Annotated in this window: 15 protein-coding genes and 1 riboswitch; of the genes, 14 read left to right on the top strand and 1 reads right to left on the bottom strand. The window is 39.2% G+C overall.

Features of this window, described 5'->3' with window-relative positions; all coding sequences use genetic code 11:
• Positions 1–307: 307 nt before the first annotated feature.
• Positions 308–688, top strand: coding sequence for a glyoxalase superfamily protein (locus tag MW695_RS04265; RefSeq protein ID WP_247103699.1), 381 nt, complete (start codon positions 308–310; stop codon positions 686–688).
• A gap of 428 nt (positions 689–1,116) precedes the next feature.
• On the opposite strand, the gene MW695_RS04260 is transcribed toward MW695_RS04265, so the two are convergent.
• Positions 1,117–2,103 carry a LacI family DNA-binding transcriptional regulator gene (locus MW695_RS04260; protein ID WP_247103698.1) on the bottom strand — a complete coding sequence of 329 codons (987 nt, stop codon included), beginning with the start codon at positions 2,101–2,103 and terminating at the stop codon, positions 1,117–1,119.
• A gap of 73 nt (positions 2,104–2,176) precedes the next feature.
• Between MW695_RS04260 and MW695_RS04255 the strand changes: the two genes are divergently transcribed.
• The 13 genes from MW695_RS04255 (at position 2,177) to MW695_RS04195 (ending at position 21,815) form a co-directional block, all read left to right on the top strand.
• The gene (locus tag MW695_RS04255) at positions 2,177–3,034 is read left to right on the top strand and encodes an HAD-IIB family hydrolase (RefSeq protein ID WP_247103697.1); all 858 of its coding nucleotides are present in this window, start codon (positions 2,177–2,179) and stop codon (positions 3,032–3,034) included.
• Between the two features lie 154 nt (positions 3,035–3,188).
• A complete protein-coding gene (gene nikA / locus MW695_RS04250; protein WP_247103696.1) occupies positions 3,189–4,757 on the top strand; it encodes a nickel ABC transporter substrate-binding protein in 1,569 nt (522 codons plus the stop codon).
• 1 nt (position 4,758) lies between these two features.
• Positions 4,759–5,703 carry a nickel ABC transporter permease gene (gene nikB / locus MW695_RS04245; RefSeq protein ID WP_247103695.1) on the top strand — a complete coding sequence of 315 codons (945 nt, stop codon included), beginning with the start codon at positions 4,759–4,761 and terminating at the stop codon, positions 5,701–5,703.
• Entirely contained in the window at positions 5,703–6,551 is an 849-nt protein-coding gene (nikC, locus tag MW695_RS04240) for a nickel transporter permease (RefSeq protein ID WP_247103693.1), read from the top strand. The genes nikB and nikC overlap by 1 nt, the downstream gene beginning before the upstream one ends.
• Positions 6,548–7,348 carry an ABC transporter ATP-binding protein gene (locus MW695_RS04235; protein WP_247103691.1) on the top strand — a complete coding sequence of 267 codons (801 nt, stop codon included), beginning with the start codon at positions 6,548–6,550 and terminating at the stop codon, positions 7,346–7,348. Before nikC ends, MW695_RS04235 begins: the two co-directional genes overlap by 4 nt.
• On the top strand, positions 7,345–8,106 hold the full coding sequence (locus tag MW695_RS04230; protein ID WP_247103688.1) for an ABC transporter ATP-binding protein: 762 nt from the start codon (positions 7,345–7,347) through the stop codon (positions 8,104–8,106). Before MW695_RS04235 ends, MW695_RS04230 begins: the two co-directional genes overlap by 4 nt.
• A 64-nt stretch (positions 8,107–8,170) precedes the next feature.
• A riboswitch (cobalamin riboswitch) is annotated at positions 8,171–8,364 on the top strand.
• 193 nt (positions 8,365–8,557) lie between these two features.
• Complete coding sequence (locus MW695_RS04225) at positions 8,558–11,461, top strand: DUF4430 domain-containing protein (protein ID WP_247103687.1); 2,904 nt, start codon at positions 8,558–8,560, stop codon at positions 11,459–11,461.
• A gap of 9 nt (positions 11,462–11,470) precedes the next feature.
• A complete protein-coding gene (locus tag MW695_RS04220) occupies positions 11,471–12,328 on the top strand; it encodes a DUF4430 domain-containing protein (protein ID WP_247103686.1) in 858 nt (285 codons plus the stop codon).
• Positions 12,329–12,529: 201 nt separating this feature from the next.
• The gene (locus MW695_RS04215; protein ID WP_247103684.1) at positions 12,530–13,408 is read left to right on the top strand and encodes an energy-coupling factor transporter transmembrane component T; all 879 of its coding nucleotides are present in this window, start codon (positions 12,530–12,532) and stop codon (positions 13,406–13,408) included.
• Entirely contained in the window at positions 13,390–15,069 is a 1,680-nt protein-coding gene (locus MW695_RS04210; protein WP_247103682.1) for an ABC transporter ATP-binding protein, read from the top strand. Before MW695_RS04215 ends, MW695_RS04210 begins: the two co-directional genes overlap by 19 nt.
• Positions 15,045–15,737: an ECF transporter S component gene (locus MW695_RS04205; protein WP_247103681.1), complete on the top strand. Its 693-nt coding sequence runs from the start codon at positions 15,045–15,047 to the stop codon at positions 15,735–15,737. The genes MW695_RS04210 and MW695_RS04205 overlap by 25 nt, the downstream gene beginning before the upstream one ends.
• A 175-nt stretch (positions 15,738–15,912) precedes the next feature.
• Positions 15,913–16,143, top strand: coding sequence for a hypothetical protein (locus MW695_RS04200; RefSeq protein ID WP_247103680.1), 231 nt, complete (start codon positions 15,913–15,915; stop codon positions 16,141–16,143).
• Positions 16,144–16,709: 566 nt separating this feature from the next.
• Positions 16,710–21,815 carry a family 43 glycosylhydrolase gene (locus MW695_RS04195; protein ID WP_247103679.1) on the top strand — a complete coding sequence of 1,702 codons (5,106 nt, stop codon included), beginning with the start codon at positions 16,710–16,712 and terminating at the stop codon, positions 21,813–21,815.
• The last annotated feature ends 75 nt before the right edge of the window (positions 21,816–21,890 follow it).

Genomic DNA, 21,890 nt, shown 5'->3' with positions numbered 1-21,890 from the left:
GAAAAAACAATCGATCAGCTACTGCCTTGGTCCGAAACTCTACCAGAGCATTGTTATGTGAAAACTGATAACTAGATTTTACTATAGTCCCCATCTTGGCCATAGGTGGGGACTATTTGACGCTTACATAAATACTAAAGTAAAGGGAGCTTCTTTCAACAAGGAATGCTTTTTCTACCATGATATTGAATAAGAATTATAATCAAGTATATGTTTCAAGAAGGAAATATCACCTCCGTTGTTGAAAAAAGTTGTAATCATTTTTTAATGGGCAGGTTTTATCCATAGAACAAGAGGTGGTGATTAAATGATAAACGAGAAAAATATATCTATGAAATCAGTAGTTCCGATATTACGGAGCTTAGACGAACAGAAAGCAAAGGCATTTTATGTAGATTATCTTGGATTCAAGATTGCTGGAGAGCACCGGTTCGATGAAGGAATGCCACTATATATGATGCTCTATAGGGATGGGTGCATCCTACATGTATCGGAGCATGCAGGAGATTGCCAACTGGGCGGAGCGGTCCGCATCGAAACGAATCGGTTGAAAGATTATTATGAGGAGTTACTCACTAGATGTGTGGGGAAAGCAAGACCGCGTATGGAAGAAGTGCCTTGGGGATTTTTGGAAATGTGTCTTGAAGACCCATTTGGGAACCGGATTATTTTTTGTGAGAAATTATAGGTTCGTATTTATATGATGAAAATGAATGAGAAACTGTATAATGGGAGCGTTTCTGAAATAAGGAACGCTTTTTATGTTAGCTATGGTTGAAGAATAGTGTCGATATATTAAAAATATGGGAGGATACATTTATTGTCATGTCGTCATACGATTTAATGATTTTTATAAAAAGTGAGATATTCAACAATTCTCATTATCCTAGAAGAGTTGTTAAGAATACTTTATTCTCTACGTCGGATCGGTAACGAACAGAAGGGGTTGGTATCTTTTGGTTTATAACCAAGGAACGGCTCTAATGATAGCGACAATATGTAAATTGGAAAAGTTAGAGGAAGTGCAACCTTTGCACTTCCTCTAATGGTTTATTGGGATGAATATAAATGTTTGAACAGTGTATACATCTTCCAAGTATAAATGGAGTTTGTACATTAACTAGAATTTCGTTGAACAAATTCCCCGCTATATGTCTTTTTCACAGGCGTTTTTCTAATACCATTGATCTTGTCGACAATATGATTGACTAAATCGTTTGACATATCCTCAATACGGTTGCATATAGTAGAAATTTGTGGGTCTGTAACTAGGGATATTGGATGATTATCAAAACCTATAATTGATAATTGTTTAGGTATTTCAATATGATGTTTAACTGCTGAACGTATTAGTCCAGCAGCAACGAAATCACTTCCGGTGATAATACCTTCTATCTGTAGCTGATCCTTAACTATTCTTTCACCTAAGTGTATTCCATCTTCTATACTAGATATTTCATCAAAAATAAAATGTTTATTGTGGTGTAACCCTTTTTCAGTGTGGGCTTCTATAAAACCATTTAATCTAGCTTGTTGTAAAGGCGATGTTATATTGTCTGAACAAAAAGCTAATTTTGAAAGTCCTTTAATTAGAAGAGAAGATGTGACTTTTATGGTTATTTCTTCTTCATCTAAACAAAAGACGTCAAAATAGTCGCCAGAGTAATCCTCATTACAAGCAACGATTATATGATTCTCTGTATATTTTGCGATGTCCTCCTCAGAAAATGAAGAAGAGGTTAAGATAATAGCATCTAATTCATTTCTTTGCAGCTGTGAATATACATCTTTTTCTGTATATTCGTCCGAAAAAGTTTGATGTATGACCGTTTTAAATCCTTTTTTATAGCAAGCAGAGGATAAGTACCTTACGACTTGACTGAAATAAGGGTGATCTAGGTTTGGAATGAGAATAGCTATATTTTTTGTTTGCTTTTGACGAAATTGTTTAGCAAGAGAGTTTGGGACATAATTATAATCTTGCATGACTTTCAGTACTTTGTTCCGAGTTTCTGCTGATACATAGGGGTGATTAGAAACCACCCGTGATACGGTTGATTTAGAGACGCCACTTATTCGTGCAATATCATATATTGTGACCATATTTCACCTCATAAATAAATATTGACATGGGACCAATCCCAGAAATTATAGTATAAAAAATGAAATTAATGGGGTGGTTTATTTGAATTTAAAGCTGACTAAATCTTTTATTCATACTAGTACAACAAAGTATATAATTTTTTTTGATTTCGATGAAACCTATTTTCCTCACGACTGTACGGATGAATTATTGAGGAACTTGAATGAACTAGAAGATTATTTACAGTTTCTTGTTCTAGATCAATCTATCAAGATAGTTTGGGTAACTGGTAGTGATTTAAGTCAAATTGCTCACAAAATGAAACGTGCTAACATGTCTTATAGTCCCCACGTTATAGCAAGTAATTTAGGTACTGAACTTTATAACGTAAGTGAAAAAGGCGAGTTGCTACTTAATGAGGATTGGGAGCATAGATTAAAAAACGTTTATTTCTCTAGCCGAGCTGTAAAAGAGCTTGAAAATGAACTGAGCCATGTTTATAACATAAAGCTTGTAGAGCAGACTCAGTTTGGTCAAAAAGGCTATAAGTGGAACTACTACTATTTTGAAGAGTCTAAGACAAAAAGCCAATATGATTTAAAGATCATCCGTCATTTAGCTAAATTAAATGAGTTAGGAATGAACATAAGTAAATGTAATCCAAAGGCTGGTGATCCAGAAAATGCATATGATATTGACTTTATTCCCTTAAATATGGGGAAAAAAGAAATAGTAGAGTTTATGATTAGATATTATCAAGTTTCTTTGTCTAATACAATTGCTTTTGGCGATAGTGGAAATGATCTTGAAATGTTAAAAACCGTTCAGCACGGTTACTTGTTAGAAAATGCTACTGAAGAAGCGAAACGTTTCCATGATCAAATAACTGATTCTCATTATTCCCTTGGAATACTAGAAGTTCTTAATAAACTATTTCCTCATTCTAAGTGAATATGATTGGAGAGAGAGGGGACTCTCTCTTTTTAATTTTCGTGAAAAGTAATACGAATGCTTTTCTATCTGTGAAAATCATAACCCTTGTAAAATCGTAATCATTACGATATGATGTAAAACGTAATTATTACGAACTGGGGGAATTTACACGATGACAAGTTTTAATGGTACATTTTTTCTTGGGCATTTTAAGAAACATATTATTATAGTAGGAATTTTTCTAATATGTACTAGCTTTTTAGTAGCATGCGGGGAAACATCGACGAATACGGAAGGAGACGGAGAGAATAAGCACATTGATTTTCTCTATAATTTCTCTACGAATTCGTTAGATCCTCATGTGGACTCAAGTTATGTTCCATTAAGAGCAGGGATTACGGAAACGTTAGTAAAACTAGATGAAGAAAACTTAACGATTGCACCATGGCTAGCTGAGAGCTGGGAAGGCGAGGATGGTATCAATTGGACGATTCACCTTCATGAGCATGTGACATTTCATAACGGAAACAATATGGATGCCAAAGCAGTTAAAGCTTCACTTGAACGTGTCATTGAAGAGAATGTTGCCATGAAAAATGCATTGAAAATTGATGAAATAGAAGCTGATGGTTATACATTACATATATCAACGACTCAACCATTTCCGGAGTTTATATCAGAGCTTGTTAATCCGAATGTGGCCATTATTGATGTGACAGAAGGGGATGTTATTAATAAACCAATTGGAACAGGGCCGTTTGTATTAGAGTCCTTTGCTCCGGGAAGTAGACTTCATTTATCACGTTTCGATGATTATTGGGATGGTGCATCAAACCTTGACTCTGTTACTTTTTCATTTAATGAGGATGCCAATGCCAGATCATTTGCATTAAAGTCTGGAGAAGTGGATATTGTCTATCGTCCAGAGGTAGAGAGCCTTGAATCTTTGGAGGAAATGGAAGAAATTAAAGTCGAATCGACGGCAACATTCCGGGTTCATCAGATGACGATGAATATGCAAAGAGAGAGTATTCAGGATGTTCATGTTCGTCGTGCGATCGATGCGTTGATTAATCGTCAACAAATTGTCGATACGATTCTTCTCGGTCATGCCGAAGCGGCTGAAGGGCCATTTTTACCTTCTTTGCCTTTTGCCCCTTCATACGAAGAGCGTCAATCAGGTTCTGACGCAGCGATTATGTATTTAGAAGAAGCGGGTTATACGCTTGAAGATGGGATTATGCAAAAAGACGGGGAACCGCTCCAATTTACGTTGTTAACTTATAGCGCAAGAGCAGATCTACCATTAATTGCCCAAGTCTTTCAATCAGACGCAAAGCAAATTGGCATTGATGTTGAGATTCGTCAAATTGATACTCCAGAAGACTATATGGCATCAAACCGTGATTGGGATTTGGCTACATATAGTAATTTAACGGCTCCTCGTGGTGATGCAGGCTATTATTTGAATGCGACCTATCACTCAACTGGGGCGTTAAACTTCAGTGGGGTCGAAAACCCTGAGCTAACCGAAATGATTGATGAGCTTAACCGAACCGTTTATCAAGAAGATCGCGCCATTCTTGCGGAACGTATAGCTGATTATGTCAATGAAAATATGATTAATTCCTTTGTTTTACACCCTTCAACCATTGTTGCTTATAACGAAGACAAAGTAGAAAATTGGGTGACAACGAAAAGTGAGTATTACATGATTACAAATCAATTGGATGTGAAGTAAATTGTTATCCATTCTTACACGAAAATTTCTTGAAGTTCTCTTTTTCATCATGTTTATCACTTTTATTAGCTTCTTGTTTATTCGGCTTGCTCCTGGTGATCCGGTGTTGACGATTTTAAATGTCGATGAACTTTCGGTGAGCCAAGAGCAAGTGGAAGCATTACGAGAGGATATGGGGTTTAATAAGCCGTTGCTCATTCAATATGGGCATTGGCTTCTTCATTTTGTCCAACTTGATTTCGGTCATTCCTATGCCACAGGTCAACCTGTCATGGATATGATCATGATGGGACTTCCAGCCACTCTAGAATTAACAGTAGGCTCGCTTATTGTCATGTTGGCGATAGCGGTTCCGCTTGGATCAGTATCGGCACTCTATCGTAATAGTTGGATTGACCAGGTAAGCCGATTACTTTCCATAGTCGGTGCTGCTATTCCTAGCTTCTGGCTTGGGCTCATTTTTATTGATTTATTTGGTGTGCGCCTTAATTGGTTGCCTACTATGGGAAGGGATGGTTACGTGACATTAATTCTACCAGCTCTCACACTTGGACTCGCTATTTCAAGTGTTTACGTACGTTTGTTGCGTTCAAGTTTGCTAGATTCATTAAGTCAAGAATTTATACGTGCAGCAAGAGCGCGTGGATTGACAGAACGCCGTATTTTCTTTGTTCACGCATTTCGACATAGTCTACCACCTGTTATTACGGTGTTTGGAGTAAGCTTAGGAAGTTTGATCGGTGGTGTGGTCGTGGTCGAAGTTCTATTTGCTTATCCAGGAATCGGGAAAATGGTCGTGGATGCGATCCGCCAACGCGATTATCCTCTTATACAGGGCTACATATTGATTATGGGGGTCATCGTTTTTATGGCTAATACATGTGTTGACCTTTCTTATCGAAATTTAAATCCAGAAATGAAATTAAAAGAAAGAGAGAACAGCTGATGAAAGGTTTTTCACTAAAGGTGTTCAAAGGAAATAGACATAGCTGGCACCTAGTTATCGTTTCCCTTTTCATTGTCTTTGTTATAGCAACTGTCATCTATGCATTTTTCTATTTGCGTTATGACCCGACTTTAACGAATTTAGAAGGTCGCCTTCAGACGGTTAGCTTTCAGCATCCACTTGGTACCGATCATCTAGGTCGGGATGTATTGACGAGACTTTTACTAGGTGGCCAGCAGACGATTGGATACAGTTTACTTGCACTTGTCGCTGCTGCTTTGATTGGAATTCCCTTCGGTCTTATTGCCGGATACAAACGTGGATTGATTGATCGTATTTTTATGCGTATTGCAGATGGCTTTTTAGCTTTTCCTGATACGATTGTTGCGATTGTACTTGCCGGACTACTAGGAGCAGGAATTGGTAACCTCGTTCTAGCTATCATTTTGGTGAAATGGGTAAATTATGCCAGGCTCGTGCGGAGTACAGTATTAACGGAAGTTCAAAAAGAGTATGTACTCGTTGCGCGAATTAACGGGCTACCGTCCTCTACGATTATGCGTAAGCATCTGTTACCGCACATAGTAGGTCATGTTCTTGTAATGGCCAGTCTTGATCTTGGGAAAATTATATTACTTATTTCTGCCTTTTCGTATATTGGTCTAGGTGCTCAACCACCGACTCCTGAGTGGGGAGCGATGTTAAACGATTCACGTCCTTATTTCCAATCGATGCCTGTATTAATGATTTATCCAGGTCTTGCGATTGTCATTGTAGTATTGATATCGAATATGGTAGGCGATTATTTTCGAGATCGCTTTGATGTGAAAAAGGAGGTTCGGCAATGATTCTAGCCATTGATCATGTCACGATTAGTAGTCAAACAAAGAAAATTGTCGACGAAGTTTCCTTGTCTGTTCATAAAGGTGAGTGGTATGCAATCGTTGGGCAAAGCGGAAGTGGAAAAAGTCTGCTTTCGCAAGCGATTGGTCAAATGCTACCGATCAACTTGCGTGCAGAAGGTAAAATTCAGTTTCAAGAACAAGATTTATTGTCACTATCAGCCAAACAAATGCAGAGTATAAGAGGGAAAGAATTATCCTATGTTTTTCAAGACTATCAAGGTTCATTTACGCCTTTTCTGACCATTAGCCAGCATTTTAATGAGTATTTGAAGTCGCACGGGTTATCATCAGCAAAGAATAGAGAAGAATTAGCACTTAAGGCAATGGAATCTGTTGGATTAGATGAATCGTTGTATCAACAGTATCCATTCCAGCTAAGTGGAGGCCAACTGCAGCGTGCTTCTATTGCGTTAGCACTTCTGTTGTCTCCGGAATTGGTCATTGCTGATGAAGTGACAACGGCTCTTGATAGTGTATCTGGACACCGTATTTTACAATTGCTTGCTAAGAAGCAAAAGGAAACAGGTTGTGCAATTCTATTTATTACTCACGATTGGCGACATGTCAGACGGTACGCGAACCGTATAGCCGTCATGAAAGAAGGAAAAATAGTGGAAGCAGGTGGAAAGCATCGCATTCTTGACCATCCGCAGCATGAATATATGAAACAATTGATCAAAGCTGCGCCTGTGTTTGGAAATAGTCTTCCGTCTGGTTTGCAGAAGGTGGATAATGAATGAGTATGCTTACTGTCGAAAATGTAAAGAAAACATATAAAGATGGACATACAGCTGTAAGCAATGTTTCATTTGAATTGAAAAAGGGTGAATGCTTAGGCTTAGTTGGTGAAAGTGGCTGTGGAAAAAGTACATTAGCTCGTTGCTTACTTCGGATCGAATCGATTGATAGTGGTGCGATCTATTTTAAGGAACAGGCGATCGAACAGCTGAATGAGCGTCAGCTAAGACCATTTCGAAAAAACATCCAAATCGTGTTTCAAAATCCAACTGCTGCTCTCAATCCTAAGCTGAAAATAAAAGATTCTTTGTTAGACCCTTACATTCAGTATCAAAATGAACTCACATTAACGCATTTTTCCTACAGCTCAAAGGATGCTTTCGTAAAGCAGCTTCTTGAGGCTGTTAGCTTACCAGCCCATCTAGCAAACCGTTACCCCCATGAAATTAGTGGAGGACAAAGACAACGAGTAACCATTGCCCGTGCTATCAGTATTGAACCAGATCTCATTGTTTTAGATGAACCAACAGCAAGCCTTGATGTGATTTCACAAGGTGAGGTTCTTAATCTATTGAAGGAGCTTCAAACAACATTGCAGCTCTCCTATTTGTTTATTTCACACGACCTCGCAGCAGTAAGTCAAATGAGTCAGCGGATTATAGTGATGAAGAATGGGAAATTGCTTGATCAATTTAGTCAGACTGATCTTTTTGACGAAGAGCGCCATCCTTACACGAAGGAATTGATTTCTATTTTTTAGCAATAAGGAATAAAAGATCATTAGTATTGATAAATAGGAAAATATATAATATGATGGAATAAATTAATAGTTTTTCATTTATGGTGCAATGGAGACGTATGTTTCCAAAGTTAAAAGGGAAGTTGGTGAAATTCCAACACGGTCCCGCCACTGTAAAGCGGAGCAATCTATCATATCCACTGTTTAATCATAAAACGGGAAGGAGATAGGGTTGTGTTGAAGCTAAGTCAGGATACCTGCCATAAATAACTCTGATATTCTCACGGTGAATGGGATAGGGGATGGATTATTCTTTTTTATTAGCTATTTTTATATTCGTTAAAAATGACTTATAAAACATCTTTCTTCTATTACTGGTGAAAGGTGTTTTTTTGTGTTAAAAAGCATCTTTTTGTTCTTGGAGAGTCTTGATGTAACTATTTTTTATTTTAAAAAAAGGGGAGTTTTAGAGATGTCAATGAAATTTAGACAGAGGTATGTAGCAATCGTATTAAGTGTATTAATGATTTTTTCTCTCGTTTTACCAAGCGGTGTATTTGCTGCAAATGAAAGCTTCAGTGAAACAGACCGTATAACAAACTCAGTGACGGTATCTGTAGAAAAATTTACGCTCGGACAAGGGTATGCTATTGAACCGATCCAAGTATCGTTGTCTGAAGGTGAAAAAGTCGGAGAGATTGTAGCAAGAGTACTAGGTAGTGGAAATTATAATGATGGAGTAGACTCGGAAAATATCGTTTATCTATCAAATATTAGAGATAATGATTCAAATGCAGTTGAAATCCCGCAATACATATTAGACCACGCTGATACAATTGGTTCTAAAAGTGATCCCGAGTGGTTAGGGGAATTTGATTATACGTGGATGTCAGGATGGATGTATGTTGTCAATAATGACATGGCTCCAGTTGGAATGGCTCAATATGAGAGTGAAGATGGAGATGTAATTCGCTTACAATTTACGGTTCATGGATGGGGGGCAGATCTTGGTTTCGGTTATGGCCATGAACCATACATACAAGCTGCTAATAAAGATGCATTAACGGCTGAAGTTGCTAAGATTAATAGTCACCCAAATAAGGAAGATATACTCTCATCCTCTATCGTTTCTTCAGCCTATCACAACGCATATGAAGTGTTAGAGGATATGGAAAGTAGTCAAGCAACTGTTGATCAATCGTTAGAAAATCTAGAGAATGCTTTGGAATTGCTTGATGTTGACAAGTCCTCATTGCAATCAGCTATTAGCACAGCTAAGGAAAATCAATCTTCAGTCGTCGTAAGTGTAGATGGTTCTGACGTAGACCCAGAAAATGAATGGGTTACAGAAGATGTGAGCACAGCATATGAAACGGCTCTGTTAGAAGCAGAAGCAGTTGTAGGTGATGAGGAATCTACTCAAACGACAGTGGATGAAGCGGTAGAGGTATTGACTGTAGCGACAAAAGCGTTTGATTCCGATAAAGAACAAGGCAAACAAGTTGATACTCTGTCTATTTCATTAGAAGATATTAATCTAGCGATTGACCGAGCTGTTGAGCAGATGATTCACTCAGGTGTCACTAGTGAGTGGCAAGCGATTGGAATAGCTAGAGCAGGTAAAGAAGTTCCCGAAAGCTATTATGAGGATTATTTCTTAGAACATATAGACAATCAAATTATTCATGCTAGCCGAGTCCGAATCACAGATATCGAACGTTTGGCTATTGCAGCAGCTGCGTTAGGATTAGATGCAACAAATGTGAATGGACATAATTTAATTGAGAAAATTTTCAATAGTTCGGATTGGCCAAATGGCTTAGATTCAATGACAGCTCAAGGAATTAACGGTCCAATTTTTGCTTTAATTGCGTTAGATACGCTAGATTTCGATGTTCCAAGTGACGCGAGATGGACAAGGGACAAGCTCGTTCATCATTTGCTAGATTTGCAAAACTCCGATGGGAGCTGGTCTTTGTTTGGAACAGCGCCAAACTATGATCTTACGGCGATGGCGTTAATTGGCTTAGCTCCTTATCAAGCAGATGAAAATGTAGAAAGTAGTATTAACGATGCATTGACTTTTTTATCAGACAATCAAGGTAGTAGTGGGGGGTTCGATGATCCTTGGAATGGAGGAGTATCAAGTGAGACGACAGCACAGGTTATTATTGCTCTTTCAAGTATAGGTGTTGACCCAACTTCAGATGAGTTTACAAAAAATAGAAATCATTTAGTTTCGCACTTATTAAGCTTTCAACATGATGATGGTGGATTTAAGCACCTTATATCAGAATCAGGTTCTAATGGAATGGCTACAGAGCAAGCATTACAAGCGATCGTTGCATATAAGCTATTTATAGAAGACGAAGGAAGGCTATATCACTTTGTCCCAAAAGAAGTGGAAGAAGAGAAGAAAGAGCTCATTACGGTTATTCCAACCATAACAGACCATCAAGCAAGACTGCATATAGAAGATGTTCATTCACTTAAAGATAAAGGCACAATTGTCGTTGAATTAAATACAGAAAATGTTGAGATTATTATTCCTGAGGAGCTATTAGAAGTCCTACTTGAAAAAGAAGTATCTCTTAAATTTGTAACAGAGCACATTGAGATGGTCGTTCCTGTCCATTTGTTTTCTGAAAATGGGAATGCATCTATTAACGTAAATAAATTAGAGCAAATCGAGAGTGCATACAGTCATGTTTATGATTTTTCGTTATTACAAGGTGAGGAGCACATCACGCAATTTGATGATGCGCCAATTAGCATGTCACTTCAATTAATTAAAGAAGCGACGTCAAACGTTGCTATATATTACTTAAATGAGCAAGAAAATGAATGGGAGAAAATAGGAGGAACTCTTGAAAACGGTTGGGTAACAGCAATAACAACACATTTTAGCCAATTTGCTGTTTTCGCTGAAGATGAACAATCAGTTCCAGAGCCAAGCCCAGAGCCAAGTCCAGAGCCAAGTCCAGAGCCAAGTCCAGAGCCAAGTCCAGAGCCAAGTCCAGAGCCAAGTCCAGAGCCAAGTCCAGAGCCAAGTCCAGAGCCAAGTCCAGAGCCAAGTCCAGAGCCAAGCCCAGAGCCAAGTCCAGAGCCAAGTCCAGAGCCGAGTCCAGAGCCGAGTCCAGAGCCGAGTCCAGAGCCGAGTCCGGAGCCAAGTCCAGAGCCGAGTCCGGAGCCAAGCCTAGACCCAGTCACGCAATCAGATCAGAATGAGCAACAAGTCGATAAAGAACATGCTGGTGAAACACTTCCTAACACGGCTTCGCAAGCTTATAACTATTTGTTAGTGGGTGCATTACTTCTTATAGTAGGTGCAGGGATGTTTGTGAGAAGACGTTCAATATATAAGGGCACGCATTAGGGGGATGAAATGAGCAGAAATAAAAAGCTTTTATTTGCGATAATTGCTGTATTCGCCGTTACGATCGGTTTACTAGGGTTCCAATCGGCACTCTCTGAGTCGGATTATGCAATGAATGAAGTGTCTAAAAAAATAGAAAAATCGAGTGCTGTTGAAAAATCAATTGAAAGTGAGGAGCTTGAGGAAACGAGCTCCCCTTCATCTGAAGAAGCAGCAAAAGAATTACAAGAAGACGATGATAGCGAGAAGAAGCAGGAAGAGAATGATTCAGCTTCAGAGGATCATGGTGAATCAAATAAAGAAGAGCACACAGAAAAGAAGTCAGTTGCCAGCTCAGATCATGAAAAGGAACAAGTCACATCCTCAACCGATCAAACCGCTAGTAACTCAAACTCTGAATCTGTAAGCTCTAAAGAAACAGATAATCGGTCTACCGACAAGAAGGTGGAAAAGGAACAAACGTCTCAACAAGAAAAGAAGACGAACAAAGAACCTGAAACGAAGGAGACTGTTCCAACTGTTACATATTCTATTGTTGCCGAAAGTGATACGATTCTAGCCCCAGTTACCGTTGAAATTAATGAAGGGGACACGGTGTTAGATGTATTGATCAACGTAACAAGAAAGAATAAAATTCATATGTCCTTCCGTGGAGGAACGGGTGCAAACGCCTATGTAGAAGGTATTGATAACCTATATGAATTTGACAGAGGTCAAGGAAGTGGCTGGATGTATAGAGTGAATGGGATTTTCCCTAATCGAGGAGCGGGAGTTGTTCCATTACTAGACGGTGATGTGATCGAATGGCTGTATACCGTTGATTTAGGAAAAGACCTAGGAGCAGAGCTGCAGCCGTTTCGACCATAAAGACAGAGGCTGGGACATTAAGAAAGTGTTTAGCCGAGAATCCGAACAATGTGCGAATGTAGCAGATGAAATATACGTAAACTCCCGCGGGAAGGGAAGTATATTTCAGGAGCGGTTTATGTGCACCGCTATGTTTGGGTTCTCATTTATTAAAACACTTTTGTCCCAGCTTCTTCGCTTTTGTAAAGAAAGGAGTACTATATGAATGCTGTTATCCATTCGATTCACCCTTTTGTCAATTTCCTATACTATTTCTGTGTAGGCTGTGCAATGATGTTTTTTTCACATCCGTTATTTTTAGGAACAGCTATCTTACTTCTCTGTTTACTAAATATCGTTCACGGAAACAAAACGGTATTAAGCAAATATGTCTTTTATTTGATGTTCATGGGGTTGATTGTTATCTTATTAAACCCGATCTTCGTTAGGAGAGGATCGACGATCTTATTTTATTTCCGTCATAACCCGATCACGCTAGAATCAATCGTATATGGTCTTGTGATGGCATTATTATTAATCGGTATTCTCATTCTCTTTCTATCGTTTCATCAAGTGCTTAATGGAAGAAAGTTTATGTTTTTATTTAGAAAGGTGTGGCCACAATTGGGGTTATTGTTGATGCTGACGATTCGGTTTGTGCCTTTGTTTATTCGCAGGTGGAAAGAAATATATGATACTCAAAAAGTGCGTCAGTATTCGATGACGGAAGGTTCTATTAAGGTGAGAGCACAAAGAGGAATGCTATATATGCAAAAGCTTTTGACCTGGTCGTTAGAGGAAGCACTACAATCAGCAGAATCGATGAAAGCAAGAGGATACGGAACATCGAAACGGTCGGTCTATCACTTATATCATTTGACAATAAGAGACTTAGGTATGATTGTTTTTCTATTATCCTTGACTGGGATAGCTATCGTTGGTGCGCAGCAAGGCTATGGGGTTTTGACTATATATCCAGAGCTTGAGTCATGGACATTTACGTTGTTGGATTGGACATACTTTGTCGTATTTATTCTACTAGTCAGCTTCCCAATCCTTTTGGAAGGAGGAGAACATGTAAGATGGCGCTTATTGAAATGACAAATGTTAGCTTTCGTTACCCTAATGAAGCAGTGAATGCTTTAGACCAATTTTCCATTACTATACATAAAGGCGAGTTTGTTGTGGTTGCAGGGCCTTCAGGCTGTGGGAAAACGACCTTTTTAAAATTGTTGAAAAGGGAATTGACTCCAGTTGGCGATATGGCAGGGACGATTCAATATAAGGACCAGCAGATCGAGGAATGGAATGAAGCTGATCGTTCAAATGAGATTGGCTATGTTTTTCAAAACCCTGAAAATCAAATCGTGATGGAAGATGTGTTAAGTGAATTGGTATTTGGACTAGAAAATCATGGGACTGAAGCGCTGGAAATGAGGCAGAGAATCGCAGAAATGGTTCATTTCTTTGGGTTGGAGCACTTATTGCATAAAGAAACAATTACCCTTTCTGGTGGTCAGAAGCAATTGATTAATTTAGCGAGTATCTTATTACTCAAGCCTAAGCTACTTTTACTAGATGAACCTACCTCTCAGCTAGATCCAGTACAGGCGAAAGAATTTCTGCAATTTCTTAGACGGTTAAATGAAGAGTTTGGCATGACGATTATTCTTGTCGAGCATCGGCTTGAGGATGTGTTTTCACTGGCAGATCGAGTTGCATTGTTATCTGAAGGTGGACTTGCTTATGAAGGCAAAACGAAAGATGTCATTGAACAAGTATGGACAAGTCAAGATTTGAGATTTCTGTCCTACCTTCCTTCAATCTCAAGGCTTTATTTTCGATTTCATTCAGAAGCTTCAGCCATTAAAGGTTTCCCGGTAACAGTAAAAGAAGCACAAAATTGGTTGAATGACGTCATGATTGATGAAGCGAAGCAGTCTAGTAACGTTGAACATACAAAGGAAGAGAAAGAACGCCCTTTATTACAGATAAAAAGCATTCATTATAAATATAAGAAAGATAGTCCGTTTATTTTAAGGAATTTGTCTCTGGACGTATCGAAAGGTGATTTCTTAGCTGTTGTTGGAGGAAATGGATCTGGAAAAACGACGCTTCTAAAATGTTGTGCAAATATCATGCAGCCATTAAAAGGTAAAGTAAAATGGAAAAACAAATCGTTATCGTCCTACAAAAAAAAGGAATGGATTAACGCGGTTGGCTACTTACCGCAAAATCCGTTACTTTGTTTTATGGCTGAAACGTTAGAAGAGGAGCTTTTAACAATTGCATCACGCTTCAATCTCGATTATGCTCATGAACGAATCGAAACATTGACAAGGGATTTAGGCATTCAATCGATCTTAAAAAAGCATATCCATGATTGCAGTGGTGGCGAGCAACAAAAGGCTGCATTAGCAACCGTTTTATTAACAGAGCCAAAGCTATTGTTGATTGATGAACCAACAAAAGGAATGGATCCGATTTCAAAGAGGGTTTTTGCAAAGCTATTAAAACAGCTTCATCAAAACGGGATGACGATCTTAATGGTCACACATGATATTGAATTTGTAGCGGAGCATGCAAAGCACTGTGCTTGGTTATTTGATGGTGAAATTACTTCTATTGGTCAGGCAGAAGACGTGCTAAAAGGAAATTATTTTTACACAACGACGATTAACCGGGTGACGAGGGAAGCAGCTGTTCCAGTGTTAACGTTAGAGGAGGCAGATTCTAAATGGAAAACCCGCGTTCCATTTTAATTGTATCCTCTCTAATGATCGTCTCCTTGTTATTCATTTCGGTAATCGTATTTGACGATAAGCCCTATTTGATGATATCAATGGCGATCATGGTCTTAACGACGATTCCATTGTTCGCCAGGTTTGAGTTAAAGCAAATACAAAGTAAGGAAATTGTCTTTTTAGCGGTTCTTGCAGCGATTGCTGCAATCAGTCGTGTGCCATTCGCTCCGTTACCGAGTGTCCAGCCGACAAGCTTTGTTATTATTGTCAGTGCGATCGTGCTTGGACCACAAGCCGGCTTTATCATTGGAGCATCAGCAGCAATCGTATCGAATATATTCTTAGGTCAAGGACCTTGGACTCCTTGGCAAATGTTTGCATGGGGAATGATTGGATTAGTGGCAGGATTACTGCGAAATACCGCTGTTATGAAGAATAAATATGGATTGATCGGCTATGGCTTTATTGTCGGTATTTTGTTTGGTTGGTTTATGAACCTATGGTTTATTATGGGTTTCTTAGGAGAATTGACGTGGCCAGTTTTCCTATCCGCATACGTAGCTAGTTTCTATTTTGACTTAGCTCACGGTCTTTCAAATGTATTCTTTCTCTTTCTATTCAGTGCCACATGGATAGGGATTTTACAACGCTTTAAGGAGAAATATGGTATTTTGAGAGAGCACTGAAAAAATATAAATTTTTTTTGTTATAGTAAAAGAATCATTTAGAAAAATTGCAAGTGAAGGGGAAAGTTTACTAAAGAGGTTATCGACTCGTTGCGAGATAGACAAATAAGAAAATTATTTTGAAGAAGAGAATACAGATGATTTACCAGTAGGTACAACGGTCGTTATTAACAAATTGGACGAAACCGACGTGGAACATGAAGGTTATGTTGTGGCAGGTGATGTTTATGACATTCACTTCACTTATCCAGCAAAAGAATCGTTTCATGATAGCTTCATCTTATCGTTAGAATATGATTCTGAGCAATTCAACGAGGATGACGTGTTCGTCTTCTATTTGAATGAAGACTCAGATGAGTGGGAATTGCGCGATGGTGAAGTGAGTCATCATATGATTATGGAATAATAATCTGTTCCCTGCTCTGCCTATTCATGCTGGATAAGTAAGGTAACCTTAAAATGTAAACGGTAGAAACGCATTTGAGAGTCATTTCTCAAATGCGTTTTGTCTATGCAAAATGATTGATTTTGGGCTCCTTTGGTAATGCCATAAGCCGATTTGTCTTAATAGATCTGTTTACATGATGATCTGTTTGATGCTCATTAGGACTACGTAAAAATGCGCCCACAGAATCTCATTCTAAGATCCTCCATGCTCTTATTAAGTGAATTGAAAAAATACAATAAAATCAAAAAAAAGTACAATTTTTTGGGAGTATTTATATGATTTCAAAATATAGTGTACCTTTTTCAAAAACGAATGTATTAACTCTGTTTTGAAAGCGTTTTAAAATGAAGGTGGTGTTAAATCTTTTAGAAGTTCATGCTACATAAGGGGGGAAATAGAGTGTAGGTGTACATTTCTTTATGTCCATGTACGGAATATATTTGTTAAAGAAGCTAGATTCCAGTGCATTTAGGTGAGAAAGGTTCGTGTATGTATGATGTTAACAAAAAAGAGGAGGAACTTAAGTGAATTACCGTTTAAGACGTAGATTTACTATTATTCTATTAGTCATTTTATTAGTTATTCCTACTAATTTAGTTGGTACTAATACCTTTGCTAACACCTCAGACATACTAAACAAAGCAACTTCTGAATTGTTTATACCAAATGCACATGATATTAGGGGTAATATGACATTGCCGAGTGAAATGGACGTTGATGGACACCTTGTAGAGGTTACGTGGGAGTCTTCTGATCCTTCTATTATTACAGATCAAGCTACAGGTGAAAATAGAGACATTCCTCCTGGTGTCGTTCATCGTCAATCGACAGCTCAAACAGTTACATTGACGGCTACTTTGGAGTATGAGGGAGAAACGAGAAATAGAGATATAACGGTTACAGTAAAAGAATCCGTTCAATTAGATGAATTTAAAGGGTATATCTATACGTATTTTCGTAGTGATTTATACGGTGATGGAGAAAGTCAGCATGTTCACCTTGCGACAAGTGAGGATGGGCTCTTCTGGGATGATATGAATAAGAATGAGCCGATTTTAGAATCTACGTTAGGCACAGGTGGTGTTCGTGATATGTACGTTATTCGAGCACCGGAGGGAGATCGATTTTTCTTAATTGCAACAGATTTAGATGCCAATGATGGAGCTTGGTGGGAGTATGCTAATCGTGGAAGTAAATCGATTATGGTTTGGGAGTCGGATGATTTAATCAATTGGTCAGATCAACGAATGATTGAAATAGCACCTGAAGGCACAGGGAATATGTGGGCTCCTGAAACGATCTATGATCCGACAACAGGCGAGTATGTTGTATTTTGGTCATCTAATGTGAATGATGAAGGGCACCGGATTTACTATGCAAAAACGCGTGATTTTTGGACATTTACGGAGCCTGAAATTTTTAAAGATCGAACGTCTCAAAATACATTCATCGATAGTTCCATGATTGAACATGACGGAGACTATTATCGGCTCACAAAAAATGAGCAAGACATTACGGTCTTTCTAGAGAAAAGCAACTCTGTACTCGGTGAATATGAATTTGTGAAAGATCGTGTTGCTGATCAAGCCGGAGTTGAAGGTCCAGCTATTTTTCAATTAAATGGAGAGGAAAGGTGGATCTTATTATTAGATGGATATGCAAATGAAAATGCCGGTGTTGGATTCTTTCCGTTGATCGCTGACAGTGCTGGAGATTTAGCTAACGGAAATTTTCGTAAACTTGATGTTACTGAATTTCGAATGCCTACAGGAGCTAAGCATGGAAGTGTGTTGCCTGTAACGCAAGCCGAATATGATGCCATAATCGAGAAATGGGGACAGGATTTAGTTAAACCGGCTACTCCAGATACAGGAGAGGAGCTTATTCCTGATTTGCTTTATACGTTCAATGAACCATTGCAGGAGAATACCGTGAAAAATTCAGGAGCTCTAGGTGAAGATTATAATGGTGTCCTTTGGAATGGCGCTCGTTATATGGATGATCCGGAAAAAGGAAGCGTTTTGTACCTTGATGGTGGTCAGCCAAACACCGATAGTCCATATTTCGAATTTCCACAAGGCTATTTTGATGGGAAGGATCATGTCTCGATTTTTATGGATATTAAATCGGAAATGGAAGATGAGTTTTTCTTTACGTTTGGGATAGGTCAAGATGATCATAAATATTTATTTTTACGTACGAGATCGCAGGAACTATACACTGCTCTTACTGTAGGTTCATGGGGCAAGGAACAGAGCATTGAAGAAACCTTGACGAGTAGTATACAAAATGTTTGGACAAACATTGGGCTTGTTCTTGAGCGAAATGAAAACGGGACACATAGCACGATGAAAGTATACAAAGACGGACAACTAGTTGGTGAGCATACAGAGTTGGTTGCTAATTTGTCAACAATGGGTGCAGGCTTAGAAGCTTATTTAGGAAAAGCATTTTATCATGATCCTTATTTCCGTGGTGCGTTCGATCATGTACAAGTGTATAATCGCGCATTAACAGATGAGCAAATTGATCAGATTTTACATCGAGATGTTGAAGAGGAAGAACCACCAGCTGAAACAATTGCTTCGAAACATCCTGGAAATCCAGTCATTCGTGATCGATTTAGTGCGGATCCGGCAACGTTAGTTTACGATGACAAAGTCTATCTGTATACAGGGTCTGACCAAGCGGCAATAGGGCATGATTATTACGTAATGCCAGATTGGGATATATATTCGTCAACTGATTTAGAAAATTGGACACTTGAAGGCTCTGTTCCATCAACGGTGCATGAGTGGGCGGAACCTGATTCATCTTGGGCTGCACAAGCGATTGAACGAGATGGCATGTTTTATTGGTACACAACGGCATTTAATCCTGCTGAAACGAGCTATAATATCGGAGTGATTGTTTCCGACAATCCGGTTGAAGGCTGGGAAGATCCGTTAGGAGAACCGCTAGTGACGAGTAGTATGACGGAAACACCACCGAATATGGGAGACTGGCGTTGGAATAACATTGACCCAACTGTATTTATCGATGATGATGGACAAGCGTACTTATATTGGGGAAATACGTATCTTTATTATGCGAAGTTAAAGGATAATATGATTGAAATTGATGGTGACATTCATCGAGTGGAAATTAATGATATGGATGGATCGTTTACGGAGGGACCGTGGTTGCACAAATATAATGACCAATATTACTTAAGCTATGCGATGAATTGGCCTGAGGACATTGGTTATGCGGTGAGTGACAGTCCAGAAGGCCCTTGGACGTATGCCGGTAAATTAATGGACTCGACAGAAGGAACGGGGACAAACCATCCAGCTATACTTGAATATCAAGATGAGTGGTATTTTGTCTATCATACAGCTGCACTCCCTACTGGAGGGGATCATCGGCGTTCTGTATCGATTGAGAAAATGCATTACTATCCTGATGGAACGATAAAGAAAATGAGACCAACATCATCCGGAATTTATGGTGATCCTCATGTGATTCAAAGCAGTGCAAATAGTCGTTACGTGTATCATATGAATGAAGAGGTATTGACTGACTCTATGTCGCCTAATGGATATGCTTTTGAATGGTTTATTGTTCCTGGCTTAGCTGACGATGGGGAAGAATACATTTCGATTCAAGCAGAAAATAGACCCGGCTATTATTTGAAAAGAGAAGATACTTCTATTGTACTGAAAAAGAATGATGGAACAGATTCGTTTAAAGAAGAGGCGACGTTCAAAATCGTGCCCGGTCTGGAGGATCATCAAGGGGTGTCATTTCAGTCTTATAACGAAGAAGAGTTATTAATTGTTCAACAAGAGGATCATACATTGGAATTAATCACACCTCATACAAACATAGAGAAAGAGAATGCGACATTTAACGTAAAGGATGTACGTGTAACTGATGTGACAGTAAACCTTGAATCAGAAGTACTTAAAGAAGGCACTGTAACAATGCTGACTGCCAAAGTACTTCCAGATGAGGCGTTGGTAAACAATGTGAAGTTTTTCTCGTCTAATCCAGATGTGATAACGGTTTCGGAGCCGTATATGACTCCTAATGGAGAAAGCCGTGTCCTTTTGAATGCACATACAAAAGGAGCTTCGGAAATAACGGTTGTGACAGAAGCAGGACACGTGACTCGTACGTTTAACCTTGAGGTAGAAGAATACGAGAAAGCTTCCGTTGACATCGAGGATGTTGAGGTCTCTTATGATTCATCTACGAAAGAAGCGATGATTGAAGGAACCTTTACGGATCAAGTGGAAAGGACTGTAATCGTCAAGGTCGTAGATCCAAGTGGTAAGATTGATTATATTGGTGAAACAAATACGGAAGAAGATGGCACATTCACATTAAACTATCGAACAATGAATTCTTCTAGTGGGGAGTATCTCGTTGAAATTTATGAACAGGATTTGAGCGAACCTTATTATGCTAGTTTTCAAAAGTTGTCAGAGTTAACCGCTCACTATCATTTTAATCGTAGCCTTCATGATCAAACAGATAATTTTGGGCCTGGTATAACAACTGGCGATCGTATTGATCATGAAGGGGGTTCTGTTGCGTATAGTGATGGAATTGTCGGGCAAGCTTTGCACCTTGATGGGGACTATGGCATTCGATTACCGAATGGGTTAATTAATAGTAATAAATACAGTGTATCGATGTGGCTAAATCCTAGTGAAATGACTCCATTTACGACGACATTCTTTGGTGCAAGGGATATGAGTAACTGGGTAAGTGTTGTACCAAGTGGGGGAGAACAGACGACACTCGTATGGTCAGGGAATCAAAGCTGGTATGATGCGGATACAGGAATAACGATTCCACAAAATGAATGGAGTCACGTTGTCTTTACCGTTGATCAAGGAACGATCAAGGTATTTATAAATGGAGAGGAAATGTTTTCAGGAACAAACTTCCCAGATGTATTTTCTCATTCTAATTCGGTATTCGGTTTAGGTGTAAACTACTGGGATGATCCATACAATGGTTTGATTGATGATTTGCGTATCTATAACGGTGGTGTTCTTTCAGAAAGAGAAATTAGAGATTATTATGAACAGGTTCTGAATGTACCAGATGATGGAGAAGACGGTCAAGACGGTCAAGACGGTCAAGATGGTCAAGACGGTCAGGATGGTCGAGACGGTCAGGATGGTCAAGACGGCCAGGACGGTCAAGACGGAGAAGATGATCAAGACGGCCAGGACGGTCAAGACGGCCAGGATGGTCAAGACGGCCAGGATGGTCAAGACGCTCAAGACGGTCAAGACGGTCAAGACGGTCAAGACGGTCAAGACGGTCAAGACGGTCAGGATGGTCAAGACGGCCAGGACGGTCAAGACGGCCAGGATGGTCAAGACGGCCAGGACGGTCAAGACGGCCAGGATGGTCAAGACGGCCAGGACGGCCAGGACGGCCAGGACGGTCAGGATGGTCAGGATGGTCAAGATGGTCAAGACGGAGAAGATGGTCAGGGTCGCGGCTTTTCAGGTGGTGAAGAGTTACCTGATACGTCGACGAATCACTTTTTATTTGTATTAATCGGAACGTGCTTGCTTCTAATAGGTGGGATGCTATTCGTTTATAAGAGGCAGAGAAAATTGATATAATGGGTGATGTGCTTGTTAAAAATAAGGTAAAACAGAGCAGGATTATTAAGCTGCTGCGTATGAATTTAAAAATGT

Origin of the sequence: Halalkalibacter sp. APA_J-10(15), from assembly GCF_023017105.1 — a bacterium.
Taxonomy (GTDB): domain Bacteria; phylum Bacillota; class Bacilli; order Bacillales; family Bacillaceae_D; genus Halalkalibacter.
This window is presented reverse-complemented; position numbering and strand designations above follow the sequence as displayed.

Bases quoted from the DNA above. Each gene is read 5' to 3' on its own strand.
- MW695_RS04235 (WP_247103691.1), top strand. From the start codon at position 6,548: ATGATTCTAGCCATTGATCATGTCACGATTAGTAGTCAAACAAAGAAA.
- MW695_RS04230 (WP_247103688.1), top strand. From the start codon at position 7,345: ATGAGTATGCTTACTGTCGAAAATGTAAAGAAAACATATAAAGATGGA.
- MW695_RS04220 (WP_247103686.1), top strand. From the start codon at position 11,471: ATGAGCAGAAATAAAAAGCTTTTATTTGCGATAATTGCTGTATTCGCC.
- nikC (WP_247103693.1), top strand. From the start codon at position 5,703: ATGAAAGGTTTTTCACTAAAGGTGTTCAAAGGAAATAGACATAGCTGG.
- MW695_RS04260 (WP_247103698.1), bottom strand. From the start codon at position 2,103: ATGGTCACAATATATGATATTGCACGAATAAGTGGCGTCTCTAAATCA.
- MW695_RS04215 (WP_247103684.1), top strand. From the start codon at position 12,530: ATGAATGCTGTTATCCATTCGATTCACCCTTTTGTCAATTTCCTATAC.
- nikA (WP_247103696.1), top strand. From the start codon at position 3,189: ATGACAAGTTTTAATGGTACATTTTTTCTTGGGCATTTTAAGAAACAT.
- MW695_RS04205 (WP_247103681.1), top strand. From the start codon at position 15,045: ATGGAAAACCCGCGTTCCATTTTAATTGTATCCTCTCTAATGATCGTC.
- MW695_RS04225 (WP_247103687.1), top strand. From the start codon at position 8,558: ATGTCAATGAAATTTAGACAGAGGTATGTAGCAATCGTATTAAGTGTA.
- MW695_RS04210 (WP_247103682.1), top strand. From the start codon at position 13,390: ATGGCGCTTATTGAAATGACAAATGTTAGCTTTCGTTACCCTAATGAA.
- MW695_RS04265 (WP_247103699.1), top strand. From the start codon at position 308: ATGATAAACGAGAAAAATATATCTATGAAATCAGTAGTTCCGATATTA.